Here is a 15,903-nt window from a genome sequence, read left to right as displayed (position 1 = left end):
GAACTTGGGCCGATGCCGGACGTTGGGGCGCATCGGGGAACTTCTAGGGTTGAAGAGCCAAAATGGACCGTCCAAGCTATCCACTCCTTCAGAAACTAGCCGCCAGTCGCATCGCCATAGAGGCTGTCGAACCTGCAATCGACGGCGGGCGTTTTGCCGCGAAAGCCGTTGTCAATGTGCCCTTTCGGGTCGAGGCTGATATCTTCTGCGACGGTCATGACGTCATAGCCGCCGCCCTTTTGTATCGCCGCCGGGGCGAGATGCAATGGAGCGAGACGCCTATGCGCCAACTGGTGAACGACCGCTGGCGCGCGACCATCGTCTTCCCCGAGCCCGGCCATCATGAGTTCAGCATCATCGCCTGGCGCGATCTCTTCGCCTCCTGGCGAACCGAGATCGCCAAGAAGCACAAAGCGGGACAGAAGATCACGCTTGAATTGGAAGAGGGGAGGAATCTGGTCGAGCAGGCGCTGGCTGATGCGGTGAGTGGTAAGGGCCGCCGGTCCACGCGTGATGGCCTTCTTGAGGAAGTGCGTTCAGCCTCTTCGGAAGGTGATTTGATGGCGGTGCTGATGAGTGACGACATGGCGGCCCTGATGGCGCGTCACGCCGTCCGGACGAACCTGACCGAGGCCGAAACCGCCTTTCCGGTTTTTGTCGATCGCGAGCGGGCAGCCTTCAGCGCCTGGTATGAGCTGATGCCGCGCTCTCAATCCGGTAGCGCGGATAGGCATGGCACCTTCGATGATGTCATTGCAAGGCTCCCCTATGTCCAGGCTCTCGGTTTCGACGTGCTGTATTTTCCGCCGATCCACCCGATCGGCCATACCAACCGCAAGGGCCGAAACAACAGCCTGACGCCCGGACCTGATGATCCCGGCAGCCCCTATGCCATTGGCTCCGAGGAGGGAGGACACGACGCCATCCACCCGCAACTCGGCACGCTGGAGGATTTTACCCGCCTGGTGGAGGCGGCGCGCCAGCATGGGCTGGAGACCGCGCTTGATTTCGCCATCCAGTGCTCTCCCGACCATCCCTGGATCAAGGAGCATCCCGAATGGTTTGACTGGCGGCCGGACGGCACCATCAAATTCGCCGAGAACCCACCGAAGAAATATGAGGATATCGTCAACCTCCATTTCTACCGCGATGCCATTCCGGGCCTCTGGTATGCGCTGCGAGATGTCGTGCTTTTCTGGCTGGAGCACGGCGTGCGCATCTTTCGCGTCGACAATCCACATACGAAGCCGCTGCCGTTCTGGGAATGGCTGATCGAGGAGGTGCGGGCGGTCGATCCCGGGGTCATCTTCCTCGCAGAAGCCTTTACCCGGCCCAAGATGATGAAGCGCCTCGCCAAGGTTGGCTTCAACCAGTCCTATTCCTATTTCACCTGGCGCAATACCAAGCAGGAACTGACCGACTATCTGACGGAGCTTACACGCGAGGAGTGCCGCCACATCATGCGGCCGAACTTCTTCGTGAACACGCCTGATATCAATCCCTATTACCTCCAGACGAGCGGCAGGCCGGGCTTCCAGGCGAGGCTTTTTCTCGCGGCCACCCTCGGGACCAACTACGGCGTCTATAGCGGATTCGAGCTTTGCGAAGCAGCGGCCATGCCGGGCAAGGAGGAATATTTCAACTCCGAGAAATATGAAATCCGCGCATGGGATTGGGATCGGCCCGGCAACATCAAACCGGATATCGCCTTCGTGAACCGGCTACGGCAGGAGAACCCGGCGCTCCGGCAGTTTACCAATCTCAATTTCTACAATGCCTGGAACGACGCCATTCTATATTACGGCAAATTCACCGATGATTTCTCCAATTTCCTGCTCTTTGCCGTCAATCTCGATCCGCATCATCCACAAGCGGCGCATTTCGAAGTGCCCTTATGGGAATTCGGGTTGCCCGATGACGCCACGGTAGAGGCCGAAGATCTGGTGACGGGCCAGCCCTTCGCCTGGACCGGCAAGATCCAGCATATGTATCTCGACCCGCAGCAGCGCCCCTATATGGCCTGGCGTCTCGTGACGCCGGAGGGACGCCGATGACCACTCTGGAAAAACTGGCTTCGACCGTCACCGATCCCGATGTCTCGGAAATGCTGTTGGCCGCGCCGCCCGCCGGTCCGCGCCCGCCCGACTGGTACAAGGACGCCATCATCTATCAGTTGCACATCAAAGCCTTCCACGATTCCAGCGGCGACGGGATCGGTGATTTCAATGGCCTGCTGCAGAGGCTCGACTATATCGAGCGGCTGGGCGTGACGGCGATCTGGCTTCTGCCGTTTTATCCATCCCCCCTCAGGGACGATGGTTACGACATCGCGGACTACCGCTCGATCAATCCATCCTATGGCACGATGCGTGATTTCCGCCGTTTCGTCGCAGAGGCGCACCGGCGCGGCATCCGGGTGATCACCGAACTCGTCATCAACCATACCTCCGACCAGCACCCCTGGTTCCAACGCGCCCGAAGGGCCAAAAAAGGCTCTGCCGCTCGCGATTTCTATGTCTGGAGCGATGATGACGAGCGCTATAACGAGACGCGGATCATCTTCATCGACACGGAGAAATCAAACTGGACCTGGGACCCGGTCGCCGGCCAATTCTTCTGGCATCGGTTTTACTCGCACCAGCCCGACCTCAATTTCGACAACCCGCGGGTTCTCGAGGAGGTCATCAAGGTCATGCATTTCTGGCTGGACATGGGCGTGGACGGCCTCCGGCTCGATGCCATTCCCTATCTCGTCGAGCGGGACGGGACGAACAATGAAAACCTGCCCGAGACGCATGAAATCCTGAAAAAGATCCGCCGGGCGATGGACGAGAAATATCCCGACCGCATGCTGCTCGCCGAAGCCAACCAATGGCCGGAGGACACCAGTCTTTATTTCGGCGATGGCGATGAATGTCACATGGCCTTCCACTTCCCGCTCATGCCTCGCATCTACATGGCGCTGGCACAGGAGGACCGGCATCCAATCTCCGACATCATGCGCCAGACGCCCGAGATTCCGGAGCCATGCCAATGGGCGATCTTCCTGCGCAATCATGACGAGCTGACGCTCGAAATGGTGACCGACCGCGAGCGGGACTATCTCTGGCGCACCTATGCCGAGGACACGCGGGCCCGTATCAATCTCGGTATCCGCCGCCGGCTCGCGCCGCTGATGCAGAACGACCGGCGCAAGATCGAGCTGATGAACGCGTTGCTTCTGTCGATGCCCGGCACGCCGGTCGTCTATTATGGCGACGAGTTGGGCATGGGCGACAATATCTATCTGGGCGACCGGGACGGCGTGCGCACGCCGATGCAGTGGTCGCCGGATCGCAATGGCGGCTTCTCGCGCTCCAATCCGCAAGCGCTTTATCTGCCGCCGATCATGGACCCCGTCTACGGCTACCAGACAATCAACGTGGAGGCGCAAGAGGCCGACCCTTCGTCGCTCCTCAACTGGATCAGGCGCATGATCACCGTGCGCAAGCAGCACAATGCCTTCGGGCGTGGCGATTTCACCATGCTCTATCCCAGCAACAGGCATATCCTTGCCTACACGCGCCGCGACGGCAACGAGACCATCCTGTGCGTGGTGAACCTGTCGCGCTCAGCCCAGGCGGTGGAGCTTGACCTGTCGCGCTTCCGGACCTGCGTGCCGATCGAGTTGACCAGCCAGTCGCCGTTTCCGCCGATCGGCGATCTTCCCTATATGCTTACCCTTTCGAGCTATGGCACTTTCTGGTTCATTCTCGCGAGCGAGACCCAGGCGCCGGCTTGGCATACCAATATCCCAGAACCACTGCCGGAATTCGTCACCCTCACGCTTGTCGGGGGGCGCCTGCAGCGTGCCCTGGAGGGGAGGGAGCGGCGCCAGCTCGAACAGGATGTGCTGCCGCAATTCATGCAGCGCCAGCGCTGGTTCGGCGCCAAGGGCGAAGCCATGCGTTCGGCCAGGATCAGCGAATTGACCGCGCTTGGCGACGAGGCAGGCCTTATCTCCATCGTCGATGTCGAAATGGCGTCTTCGGGGGAGCAGCGTTATCTCCTGCCGCTCTCGGTTTTGTGGGGAGAGGAGAACGTCCAGTTCGGCGCGCCGAAGCTTTCCGCCACACTGGCTCGCGTACGCCGGGGGCCGATGCTTGGTGCATTGATCGACGGTTCCTATGACGACCGCTTCGCCGCCGAACTGATGCGCCGGATACAGGAAAACCAGGAACTATCCGTCCCCGGAGGGGTTCTGCGTTTCTACGGTAATGAAAAGCTGGCGGCCATGACATTTACCGATCCTCCCTCTCCGCTGACCGGGGAGCAAAGCAACGTTTCGGTCGCCTTCGGGCGGCAGGCCTTGCTGAAAATTTTCCGGCGTCTGCGCCCCGGCGCACAGCCAGAGGTGGAGGTGGCGCGCTTCCTGACGGAGGAAGCCGGTTTTCGAAATACGCCGGCTTTTCTCGGCATGGCCGAATTCGAGGATGAGAGCGGTGAGAGGACGGTGCTCGCCAGCATTTCCGCTTTCGTCGAAAATCAGGGCGATGCCTGGAGCGCCTTCGTCCGTGCCGTCGAGCGCCAGATTGAGGATGGAATATTGCGGCGCCAGCAGTTGAGACCCGCTCAGCCGGACGACACTGCGTTGCCCGATTTTGTCTATCCGCTCGATCTTCTTTTCCGCCTTGGCGAGAGAACCGCTGAAATGCATGCGGCTTTCGCGACACCTACCGAAAATGAAGCCTTCCGTTGCGAACCCGTCACTCGCGCCGATATCGCCGCCTGGGTGGAAGATGCCCGGAATGAGGCGTCGCTGGCGTTTGAAGGCCTCGCTCGTGCGCAGGGACGCCTTTCGGCTGCCTCACGCGAAGCCGTGGAGCAATTGACAGGGCGCCGCGAGGAAATCGATACGCGATTGGCGAAGCTGTCCGATATAGTCCCGACAGGCAGAAAATCACGCATCCACGGCGATTATCATCTCGGCCAGGTGCTGGTTTCCGAACAGGATCTCTTCATCATCGATTTCGAGGGAGAACCGCGGCGCAGCCTGGCGGAACGCCGGGCGAAAACATCTCCGCTGCGCGATGTGGCGGGTATGCTGCGCTCTTTTGATTACGCCGCATGGACGGCGGTGCTGCAGAGTGCCGGCCGTTTGGCCGATCAGCCACGCGACAGCACCGTCCTGGCCCGCAATTGGCGCAACCGAATGAGTGACGAGTTCCTCAAAGGTTATTTTGCCAGAGCGCCCGAGGCTGAGGATCGGCCTGAGGATCGGGAAGCGTGGCAGCAATTGCTCCAACTCTTCCTGCTGCAGAAGGCGTTTTACGAAATCAATTATGAACTTTCCAATCGTCCTGACTGGGTCGTCATTCCGGTGAAAGGCGTTCTGGATCTTTTGGAAGGAGCGGTTGAATGAATTTCGCTATAGGCGATGCGCCCGCCTGGCGGCTCGATAACCCGCAGGCGATCGCCGCGCTGGTCGCGGGACGCCATCACGATCCATTCTCCGTGTTGGGACCTCATCCAGCTTCTGCGGGTGTGGTATTGCGCGTCCTTCGCCCCGAGGCCGAAACAGCCGAGGCGATCGACCCTGATACCGGCAAGACGTTAGGCATGCTGCTCCGGCGGCACTCCCGCGGCTTTTTCGAAGGACTGATCTCGAAGCAGAAGAGCGTGCCGCGGTATCGTCTGCGCTTCACGCGGGCGGACGATAGCTGGGAGGAGGAAGACGCCTATCGCTTTCCCTCCGCTTTCGGCGACCTCGATCTTCATCTTCTCGGCGAGGGGCGTCATCGGCGGCTTTATGAAAAGCTCGGCGCGCATCCCATGACCTGGGACGGCGTTTCAGGGACCCGTTTTGCGGTATGGGCGCCCAATGCAAGTCGGGTCAGCGTCGTCGGCGCCTTCAATGGCTGGGACGGTCGGCGGCACCAGATGCGCCTCCATCCGGCGGTCGGCGTCTGGGAGATCTTCGTGCCTGACGTTGGATCGGGAGAGTTCTATAAATACGAGATCATCGGGGCACATGGGGAGATGCTGCCCGCCAAGGCCGATCCGGTCGGCTTCAGGAGCGAGGTGCCGCCCGCGACCGCTTCCGTCGTGCACGGTCTTCCCCGGTATGACTGGGGCGATGAAGGCTGGATGGAAACGCGCTCCTCTATCAATGACCGGGCAGCGCCGATCTCGATCTACGAGGTGCATCTCGGCTCCTGGCGTCGGCGCGAGGATGGGGGCTACCTCACCTATGACGAATTGGCCGACCAACTCATTCCCTATGTGAAGGATCTGGGCTTTACCCATATCGAGTGCATGCCTGTCAGCGAGCATCCGTTTTCCGGCTCATGGGGCTATCAGCCGATTGGTCTTTATGCTCCGACCAGCCGCTTTGGCACTCCAGAGGATTTTGCCCGTTTTGTCGACCGCTGCCATGGGGAGGGGGTTGGCGTCATCATAGATTGGGTTCCAGCGCATTTTCCCAGTGATGCGCATGGACTGGCTCGTTTTGACGGAACCGCGCTCTATGAGCATGCCGATCCGAGGCTCGGCTTTCACCGCGACTGGAACACGCTGATCTATAATTTCGGCCGCCGGGAGGTCGCCAATTTCCTGGCCGCCAATGCGCTGTTCTGGCTGGACCAATACCATATCGACGCCTTGCGCGTCGATGCGGTCGCCTCGATGCTTTATCTCGATTACAGCCGCGAGCCGGGTGAATGGATACCCAACGCCAATGGCGGCAACGAGAACCTGGAAGCGATCGCCTTCCTGCGTGACACGAATATAACGCTGTTCGGCGACTATCCCGGCGCGACCTCGATTGCGGAGGAATCGACCGCTTTTCCCGGTGTCTCCCGTCCGGTCTACGCCGGAGGTCTCGGGTTCGGCTTCAAGTGGAACATGGGGTGGATGCACGACACGCTCGAATATATCGGCCAGGATCCAATCCACCGCCGGTATCATCACGACCGGATGACCTTCGGGCTGCTCTATGCCTTCACGGAAAACTTCATCCTGCCATTGAGCCATGACGAGGTGGTGCATGGCAAAGGCTCGCTGATCGCCCGCATGCCGGGCGACCGCTGGCAGAAATTCGCAAATCTGCGCGCCTATTTCACCTTCATGTGGACGCATCCCGGCAAAAAGCTGTTGTTCATGGGCGGGGAGTTTGCGCAGGAGCGCGAGTGGAACCACGATTGGGGGCTGGACTGGCATCATCTGGACGATCCCATGCATTCAGGCGTCCGCGATCTGATCCGTGATCTCAACACGGTTTACCGTGGGGAGAGGGCGCTTCACGAACTCGACTGCGAATCTGGCGGCTTCGAATGGATCGATGCGTCCAATCCAGAACTCAGCACCTTTATCTATCTGCGCAAGGGCTCCGGCGAGGCTCGACCGGCCGTGGTCGTCTGCAATTTCACTCCTGTCGTGCGCGAGGATTTCCGCATCGGCCTGCCGCGCGGCGGGCGGTGGCGGGAAATCCTCAACAGTGACGACGGCAAATATGGCGGTTCCGGCGTGACCAACGGAACCGTCGATGCGATCGAGGAACCGTGGCATGGCCGTCCTGCCTCCGCGACTTTGAGACTGCCGCCTTTGGGCGCCCTCATTCTGACCTGCGAGACATAAACGAAGGGACTTGCCATGCGCGTAGATGTAGGCCTGCCGTATCCGCTCGGGGTAACCTGGGACGGGGCCGGAGTGAATGTAGCTGTCTTTTCGGCCCATGCGGAAAAAATCGAGATATGCCTGTTTGACGCCAAGGGCAAACGTGAGATCAAGCGCATCGCCTTGCCGGAATACACCCACGAAGTCTGGCACGGTTATTTTCCTGATATGCGGCCGGGCCAGGTTTATGGCCTGCGCGCCTATGGTCCCTACGATCCGGCAAACGGCCATCGGTTCAATCCTCACAAGCTCCTGATCGATCCATATGCCAAGATGCTGCTGGGCGATCTGCGCTGGCACGACGCCTGCTTCGGCTATCGCGTGGGTTCATCCCGCCAGGATCTGACGATGGACCGGCGGGATTCCGCCTTCGTCATGCCGAAATGCGTGGTGACCGACACGGCCGCCACCTGGGGTGACGATGTGCTGCCGCGCACGCCCTGGGCGGAGACCATCATCTACGAGGCGCATGTGAAAGGGATGACCGCGCTGCATCCCGGCATACCGGAACAGATGCGGGGCACCTTCGGCGGCCTGGCCGATTCCCGCGTCATCGACTATCTCGTCAATCTCGGCATTACGGCCATCGAGCTCCTGCCGGTACAAGCCTTCTTCGACGATCGCTATCTTGTGGAAAAGCGCCTCACGAATTACTGGGGCTATAACACCATCGGCTTTTTCGCGCCTGCGCCACGCTATATTTCGCCGGGCGGCGGCGTCCATGAATTCAAGCGCATGGTGCGCAAGCTGCACGAGGCGGGGATCGAGGTGATCCTCGATGTGGTCTATAACCATACGGCCGAAGGCAACCAGATGGGGCCGACGCTGTCATTCCGCGGCCTCGACAATGCCAGCTATTATATTCTCGGCGATGACCCACGTTATTATTACGATACAACAGGTTGCGGCAACACGCTGAACCTCAAGCATCCGCGCGTCCTGCAGGTGGTCATGGATTCGCTGCGCTATTGGGTCGAGGTGTGCCATGTCGACGGTTTCCGCTTCGACCTCGCGACCGCATTAGGCCGTGAGCGCGACAATTTCGAGCCGTCCTCCGTCTTTTTCGACACGGTGCGCCAGGATCCCGTGCTGTCCCGGGTCAAGCTCATCGCCGAGCCCTGGGATCTCGGGCCGGACGGCTATCAGTTGGGCAATTTCCCGCCGGGCTGGGCGGAGTGGAACGGCGCCAACCGGGACTGGGTGCGATCCTTCTGGCGCGGCGACGAGCATGCGGCGCGCGATCTGACAAGCGGGCTTCTTGGCTCGGCCGGCCTGTTCGACCGGCGCGGTCGCCGTCCCTGGGCGAGCGTCAACTTTGTCACCGCCCATGACGGTTTCACCCTTGCCGACCTCTATTCCTATAATGAGCGCCATAACGAGGCGAACATGGAGGACAACCGCGACGGCCATGATGACAACCGCAGCTGGAACTGCGGGGCGGAAGGGCCGACCGATGATCCCGAAATCCGCGCGCTCAGGGCCAGGATGCGGCGTAATGCGCTGGCCACTATCCTGCTTTCGCAGGGAACTCCGATGATCCTGATGGGCGACGAGATCGGCCGCACGCAGCATGGCAACAACAATGCCTATTGCCAGGACAACGAGATCAACTGGTTCCCGTGGGAGGATGGCGACCCCGAGGAGAATGCCTTTCTCCAGTTTGTGCGCGGACTCATCGATTATCGCCGCTCGCGTCAGCGGCTGAAGCTGAAGCGCTATCTGCATGGCCGCCGCATCAATGGCAAGTTCCGCGACGTCACCTGGTTGCGCCCGACCGGCGAGGAGATGAGCGACGAGGATTGGCAGGATCCATGGTTGAAGGCCCTCGGGCTGTTGCATTGCGACGAGCGTGGCTCGTGCATGCTCATCCTCATCAATGGCCATCCGGGACCGGTGGAGTTTCATCTTCCGCCCGATCTGGATGTCGCGGGTTGGACCATGGTGATGCGTACCGATACCGGACAATGGTCGCACGAGGATGTCTTGCAAGGAACGTTGCAGGTAGCGGACCGCTCGCTGGTCGTGCTCGAAGGTCAGATAAAATGATCCGGGAAAGATTGCAGACCCGCTGGGGCGCACATCTGCGAGATGACGGCTCGGCCATCTTCCACCTCTGGGCTCCAGCTGTCGAGCATCTGCGGTTGCGGCTTGGCGGCGACGAACGTGCGATGCAGCCGCGCGGCGATGGTTGGTTCGAGCTCGAGGCGGACGACATTCGCGCAGGGGCAGCCTATCAGTTCGTACTGCCCGACGGTATGGCCGTGCCCGACCCCGCATCCCGCGCGCAAGCCTCTGATGTACATGGTCCGAGCCTGCTGACCGCCTCCGACTTCGACTGGAAGGTGAAGGACTGGATGGGTCGTCCCTGGGAGGAAGCAGTCATCTACGAGCTTCATCCAGGCACGTTCTCGCGCGACGGTGGATTTGACGGCATCCGCCGCAAGCTCGACCATCTTGCTGATCTGGGGTTTACCGCGATCGAGTTGATGCCGGTGGCGCAGTTCTCAGGCAAACGTGGCTGGGGTTATGACGGCGTGCTGCCCTATTGCCCGCATTCCGCCTATGGCGGCGTCACGGGGCTGAAGCGGCTCGTCGATGCCGCACATGAACGGGGGCTGATGATGATGCTGGATGTGGTCTATAATCATTTCGGCCCGGACGGCAATTACCTCCATGCCTATGCGCCCGATTTCTTCGATTCCGGTCGCCAGACCCCTTGGGGCCCGGCCATCCGCTTCGAGGAGCCGGCGGTGCGCGCCTTCTTCCTCGACAACCCACTTTACTGGCTGGAGGAGTTCCGCTTCGACGGTCTGCGGTTCGACGCGATCGACCAGATCCGCGATGAAAGCGAAACGCCTGTTCTCGAGGAGATGGCACGGGAGATTCGCGAACGCTTCGCCGACCGCCACATTCATCTCACCACGGAAGACGAGCGCAACATCGTGGCGCTTCACCCGCGTGACGGGGAGAACCGGCCTATCCTCTTCACGGCCGAATGGAACGATGATTTCCATCACGCCGCTCATTGCATCGCAACAGGGGAAGATGAGGGTTATTATGCCGGTTTCGCGGATCATCCCGCCGGCCACCTCGCCCGCGCGCTGGCGGAAGGTTTCTGCTATCAGGGCGAGCCTTATGCACCGCGAGACGGTGAGCCGCGCGGCGTGCCGAGTACCGGCCAGCCGCCAACGGCCTTCGTCAACTTTCTGCAGAACCATGACCAGATTGGCAACCGCGCCTTCGGCGAGCGGCTGACGGAATTGGCTGAACCGGAAACGGTCGAACTGCTGACAGCCGTGCTTCTCCTCAATCCCCAGGTGCCGCTGGTCTTCATGGGCGAGGAATATGGCGAGACGAACCCCTTTCTGTTCTTCACCGATTTCCATGGCGATCTGGCAAAGGCGGTGCGGGAGGGGCGGCGGCGCGAATTTGCCGATTTCGGTCATTCCAGCGGCAATGAGGCAGAGCGCATTCCCGATCCCAACGCGCTTTCGACCTTTCAGGCGTCGATGCTTGACTGGGATCGCATGGAAGCTGGTCCCGGCCGCCGACGTCTCGATCTCTACCGCCGCTTGCTGGAACTGCGCCGCACGCATCTCGTGCCGCATGTGCGTGCCATGCAATCAATGCAGGGGCGGGCGGAGCACCTCGGCGAAAAGGCGTTTTGCGTGCGGTGGCCCATGGCAGGCCGTGCGCTCCGCATGGTCGCGAATTTCGGAACCACCGACGTTTCCCTCGCCAAAGACCTTGCCGGGTTCGATGTCATCTATGAGAGCCGCGGCGATATGCTCGCAGCCCTTCAGCAGGGGAGACTTCCCGCCAAAAGCGTGACGGTGCTGCTGGCGGAGGCGGTGGAATGACGGCTGACATCGACCGGCTGGCCGCCGCCCATGGCATCCTTCGCTCCTACCAAGCGCTCGACGGATCGGTGGCTGAGGTCTCCGAGGAGGCGGTGAGGGAAATCCTGAATATCCTCGGAGCGGATAAGGCCGGCAAAGCGCCGGAATTGCCCGATCCATGGCCTCCATTACCCAGCACGCCGCCGGAGGCGGCTTGCTATATGCCGGATTTCCTTGGGAAAGGCAGGGCATGGGGCATCACCTGCCAGCTCTATGGCCTGCGCTCGCAACGGAACTGGGGCATCGGCGATTTCGAGGATCTGGCCCGGTTGGGCGAAATGGCGGCGCGGTGGGGTGCTGATTTCCTGGGGATCAACCCGCTGCACGCGCTGTTTTCAGCCGATCCGGAGCGGGCGAGCCCCTTTTCCCCCAGCGACCGCAATTTCCTCAACCCGCTCTATATCGCCGTCGATCAGGTGGAGGGCTTCGATCCGGACCGTGATATGGACCTAACCGCTCTGTCGACTCTGCGCGATAGCGAACTGGTCGACTATAAGGCCGTGGCCGGACACAAACTCTCCGCGCTGCGCCGTATCCATGAGCGGGAGCTAGCCAAGGTCGATGACCGGCTGGAAGCATTCAAGACGCAACGGGGCGAAGCACTGCGGCATTACGCTTTGTTCGAGGCGATCAGCTTTCACATGGCCGATCGTGATTTCGGCTCCGGCTGGCATGGCTGGCCGGAGGAGTTACAGGATCCGAAAAGCGAGGCTGTGGCGACATTTGCACGCGAGCAAGCGGATGAAGTCGAGTTCCATATCCGGCTTCAGTGGATTGCGGACCGGCAGCTTGGCGCGGCAGCGCAGCGGCTCCGCGATGCGGGCATGCGCATCGGCCTCTATCTCGATCTGGCTGTCGGCACGGCACCCGATGGCGCGGCCACCTGGAGCGACCGCACGCTTACCGTCGTCGGGGCCGAGATCGGGGCCCCGCCCGACATGTTCAATCCCGACGGCCAGAGCTGGGGACTCGCACCGATATCTCCGTCCGAGATAGCGAAGCGGGATTTTCGGCCTGTGCGCAGTTTTTATGAGGCGATACTTCGCCATGCCGGCGCGCTGCGCATCGACCACGCGATGAGTCTCTACCGACTGTTCTGGATCCCGGCAGGCTTTCCCGCAGGCGACGGGGCCTATGTGCTCTATCCCATGGCTGATATGGTGCGGGTGCTGGCGGAGGTCTCGCGGGAGACGGCGGCGCTGATCATTGGCGAGGATCTGGGTGTGGTGCCCGAGGGTTTTCGCGATGCGATGCAGGACGCCAACCTGTTCGGCTATCGCATCTTCTATTTCGAGCGCGACAAAAGAGGCTTCGTGCCGCCCCGCGACTGGCCGCGGTCTGTGCTCGCCTGCGTCGGCAGCCATGACACGAATACGCTGGCGGGATGGTGGACCGGCAGCGACATCGACCTGCGCAAGGAGATCGGCTTGTTCGATGCCGATGTCGCGCGCAAGGAGCGCCGCCGGAGGAAGAAGGAGAAGCGAGAGGCGATCGCTGCGCTTCATCGCCTCGGCCTGACCAGCGCCCGCGATCTTTTCGACGAAACTGTTGCAGCCGGCATTCACCAGCTAATAGCAAGCACGCCTTCCTGTTTGTTCGCGGCGCAGATGGAAGATCTGCTTGGCCTAACCGATCAGCCGAACATCCCCGGCACTGTCGAGCAACATCCCAACTGGCAACGCAAGCTTCCCGTCCCGATCGAAGAACTGGAGCAGTCCACCACGCTGAGTGCCGTCATCACCGCCATCTCCAGGGAAAGGCCCCATACGCCATGAGCATCCCGCGCGCCACATATCGGTTGCAGTTCCGCGAAGGGATGACGTTTCCCCGCGCCGCGGAGATCGTGCCTTATCTCGCGGATCTCGGCATCAGCCATCTCTATGCCTCGCCCATATTCACCGCGGCGCCGGGTTCCACCCATGGCTACGATGTGGCCGACCACCAGGAACTGGACCCCGCACTCGGCGGCGAAGAAGGATTCGCCCTTCTGGCAAAGTCCCTTAAAGAACAGGGTTTGGGCCTCATTCTAGATATCGTTCCCAATCACATGGCGGTTTCCACCACGAATCCCTGGTGGCGTGACGTCCTGAAGCATGGTCGCGAGAGCCGCTATGCCAGACATTTCGATATCGACTGGGATGCGCCCAAACTGCTTCTCCCGGTGCTGGGCGAACCCTATGGCGAGGCGCTTGCGCAAGGCAAGCTTGAGCTCAAATTCACCGAGCAGACCGGCGAGTTGGTCTTTTGCTATTACGATCTTGCGCTGCCGCTTGCACCCTCCTCGGTTTCTCTCTTTCCCGGCAAGGAAGGGATTTCACCGTCAGAACTGGCGAAGGTGAATGCCGACAAGGAACTCCTTCACCGCATTCATGAGGCGCAGGTCTGGCGGCTTGCCTATTGGCGATTGGCGCGCGAAGCGCTCACCTATCGTCGCTTCTTCGAAATCTCCGATCTGATTGGCGTCAGAGTGGAAGATCCCAAAGTGTTCGCCGATGTTCACCAATTGCCGCTGCAACTCGTCCGTGATGGTATCGTGGACGGGCTGCGCATCGATCATATCGACGGTCTGGTTGATCCCAAGGCCTATCTGAGCGAACTTCGTGAGGCATCGGGACTCGATTATGTGGTGGTCGAAAAAATCCTCGGAACCGAGGAGGATTTGCGGTCCGATTGGCAGTGCGCCGGTACCACCGGCTATGAGGTGGCGCGGTTTATAACGGCGCTGCAGGTCGATCCCCGCCATGGTGAGGCTATGACCGAGGCGTGGGGCCGCTTCACCGGAGACGCCTTGAAATTCAGCCGCGAGGTGCTTGAAGCCAAGCGCCGCATCCTGACGGTCAATCTCGCCAGCGAGCTTGACGCGCTGGTAAGCCTCGCCCACGGGATCGCGATTGAAGATATCGCCACCCGCGACTATGGGCGGGATGCGCTGCGCCGCGCGATCGTGGAACTCGCGGCGGCCCTGCCGGTTTATCGCACCTATATCGACCAGGAAGATGCTACCGCAGAGGACCGGGTCTTGTTGATCAAGGCAGCGGATCGGGTCGGGCAGGGCCGCATGGTCGAGGATGTCGGCGTTGTCTCCTTCCTCGTCTCGCTCCTGCTGGACCAGGTTGGGAAGTCCGAACGCCGCACGGCCTTTGTTTCCCGCTTTCAGCAGACCACCGGACCACTGACGGCCAAGGCGGTCGAGGATACGGTCTTCTACCGCTACAACAGGCTGATCGCGCTGAACGAGGTCGGTGCGGAGCCGGATGCGTTCGGGCTTGAACCCAAAGCTTTCCATAACTCGATGCAAAAACGGGCCAAGGACTGGCCGCGCGCGATGTCGACCACGGCCACGCACGACACCAAGCGCGGCGAGGATGCGCGGGCGCGGCTCGCGGTCTTGAGCGAGATGCCGCAGGAATGGACGGCAGCCGTTTCCCGCTGGCACGATATGGCTGGCAGTTTGCGGAACGGGTTGCCGGGCGCGGATGAGGAATGGCTCTTTTACCAGGCGCTGGTCGGCGCCTGGCCGCCGGATCTGTCGCTGGAGGATGAGGACGGGTTGCGGGCACTCGCCGGGCGGCTCGCTGCCTTCATGATCAAGGCCTTGCGCGAGGCCAAGCTTCACACGAGTTGGACCCATCGGAACGAACCCTACGAAGCGGCGGTGGAAAGCTATGTCCGCGGCGTATTCGCCCCTGAGAATAGGGAATTGCTGCGCGACGTCCACGCAATGGTCGCAGCCATCGAGCCCGCCGGCATCGTCAACTCGCTGGCGCAGCTTGCGCTGAAGCTTACCTTGCCGGGGATACCCGATATCTATCAGGGCTGCGAGCTTTTCGATTTCAGCATGGTCGATCCCGACAATCGCCGTCCAGTCGATTTCGCCCTGCGCCGAAAGCTTCTGGAGGATGTCCGGCGGGCGACGCCGGAGGAGGCGATGGGGCGCTGGCGGGAAGGGCTGCCGAAACTATGGTTGCTTGAACGATTGTTGGGCTTGAGACGCAGCCATGCCGATCTCTTCGACCGCGGCGGATATGAGCCGGTAACGGTAAGAGGTGACGCGACGGCGCATGTGGTCGCTTATGAGCGCATGCTGGACGATCGTCGGATCATCGTTGCCGTCCCCCGCCTCATTTTGCGATATTGTGAGCCCGAGAAACTTTCCTGGATCAACGACGCCTTTGCCCGGACCAGACTGCATCTGCCCGGGGAATTCAAAACCTTGACGGGCGGAACCGTCGGGAAAGAAAAGGTTGATCTCTCCGATCTCTGGAGACGTTTTCCGGTCGCGGTGCTGATATCGGCGTGAGTGGGACCGCGAGGTACTCGCCTCGTCCGCATGGCGCCATCGCCAACATGC

The 15,903-nt window shown here is 61.0% G+C and carries 7 protein-coding genes; all 7 read left to right on the top strand.

Annotated features, from left to right (window positions below; all coding sequences use genetic code 11):
* Positions 1–62: 62 nt before the first annotated feature.
* Genes DUT91_RS00470 through treY form a run of 7 tightly spaced genes read left to right on the top strand, consistent with a single transcriptional unit; the run spans position 63 to position 15,852 of the window.
* Positions 63–2,054 (top strand): alpha-1,4-glucan--maltose-1-phosphate maltosyltransferase, encoded by a 1,992-nt coding sequence (locus DUT91_RS00470; protein WP_114438424.1) that lies wholly within the window; start codon positions 63–65, stop codon positions 2,052–2,054.
* 50 nt (positions 2,055–2,104) lie between these two features.
* A complete protein-coding gene (gene treS, locus DUT91_RS00465; RefSeq protein ID WP_245419477.1) occupies positions 2,105–5,401 on the top strand; it encodes a maltose alpha-D-glucosyltransferase in 3,297 nt (1,098 codons plus the stop codon).
* A complete protein-coding gene (gene glgB, locus DUT91_RS00460) occupies positions 5,398–7,614 on the top strand; it encodes a 1,4-alpha-glucan branching protein GlgB (RefSeq protein ID WP_114438422.1) in 2,217 nt (738 codons plus the stop codon). Before treS ends, glgB begins: the two co-directional genes overlap by 4 nt.
* A gap of 15 nt (positions 7,615–7,629) precedes the next feature.
* A complete protein-coding gene (glgX, locus tag DUT91_RS00455; protein ID WP_114438421.1) occupies positions 7,630–9,699 on the top strand; it encodes a glycogen debranching protein GlgX in 2,070 nt (689 codons plus the stop codon).
* On the top strand, positions 9,696–11,513 hold the full coding sequence (treZ, locus tag DUT91_RS00450) for a malto-oligosyltrehalose trehalohydrolase (RefSeq protein ID WP_114438420.1): 1,818 nt from the start codon (positions 9,696–9,698) through the stop codon (positions 11,511–11,513). The genes glgX and treZ overlap by 4 nt, the downstream gene beginning before the upstream one ends.
* Positions 11,510–13,327: a 4-alpha-glucanotransferase gene (malQ, locus tag DUT91_RS00445; RefSeq protein WP_114438419.1), complete on the top strand. Its 1,818-nt coding sequence runs from the start codon at positions 11,510–11,512 to the stop codon at positions 13,325–13,327. The genes treZ and malQ overlap by 4 nt, the downstream gene beginning before the upstream one ends.
* Positions 13,324–15,852 (top strand): malto-oligosyltrehalose synthase, encoded by a 2,529-nt coding sequence (treY, locus tag DUT91_RS00440; protein WP_114438418.1) that lies wholly within the window; start codon positions 13,324–13,326, stop codon positions 15,850–15,852. The genes malQ and treY overlap by 4 nt, the downstream gene beginning before the upstream one ends.
* Positions 15,853–15,903: the final 51 nt, after the last annotated feature.

Source organism: Paramesorhizobium salinisoli (assembly GCF_003335045.1).
In the GTDB taxonomy this organism is placed as follows: Bacteria; Pseudomonadota; Alphaproteobacteria; order Rhizobiales; family Rhizobiaceae; genus Paramesorhizobium; species Paramesorhizobium salinisoli.
This window is presented reverse-complemented; position numbering and strand designations above follow the sequence as displayed.

Excerpts from the sequence above, each read along its gene's own strand:
- treY (WP_114438418.1), top strand. The coding sequence starts at position 13,324 with ATGAGCATCCCGCGCGCCACATATCGGTTGCAGTTCCGCGAAGGGATG.
- malQ (WP_114438419.1), top strand. The coding sequence starts at position 11,510 with ATGACGGCTGACATCGACCGGCTGGCCGCCGCCCATGGCATCCTTCGC.
- glgX (WP_114438421.1), top strand. The coding sequence starts at position 7,630 with ATGCGCGTAGATGTAGGCCTGCCGTATCCGCTCGGGGTAACCTGGGAC.
- treZ (WP_114438420.1), top strand. The coding sequence starts at position 9,696 with ATGATCCGGGAAAGATTGCAGACCCGCTGGGGCGCACATCTGCGAGAT.
- treS (WP_245419477.1), top strand. The coding sequence starts at position 2,105 with ATGCTGTTGGCCGCGCCGCCCGCCGGTCCGCGCCCGCCCGACTGGTAC.
- DUT91_RS00470 (WP_114438424.1), top strand. The coding sequence starts at position 63 with ATGGACCGTCCAAGCTATCCACTCCTTCAGAAACTAGCCGCCAGTCGC.
- glgB (WP_114438422.1), top strand. The coding sequence starts at position 5,398 with ATGAATTTCGCTATAGGCGATGCGCCCGCCTGGCGGCTCGATAACCCG.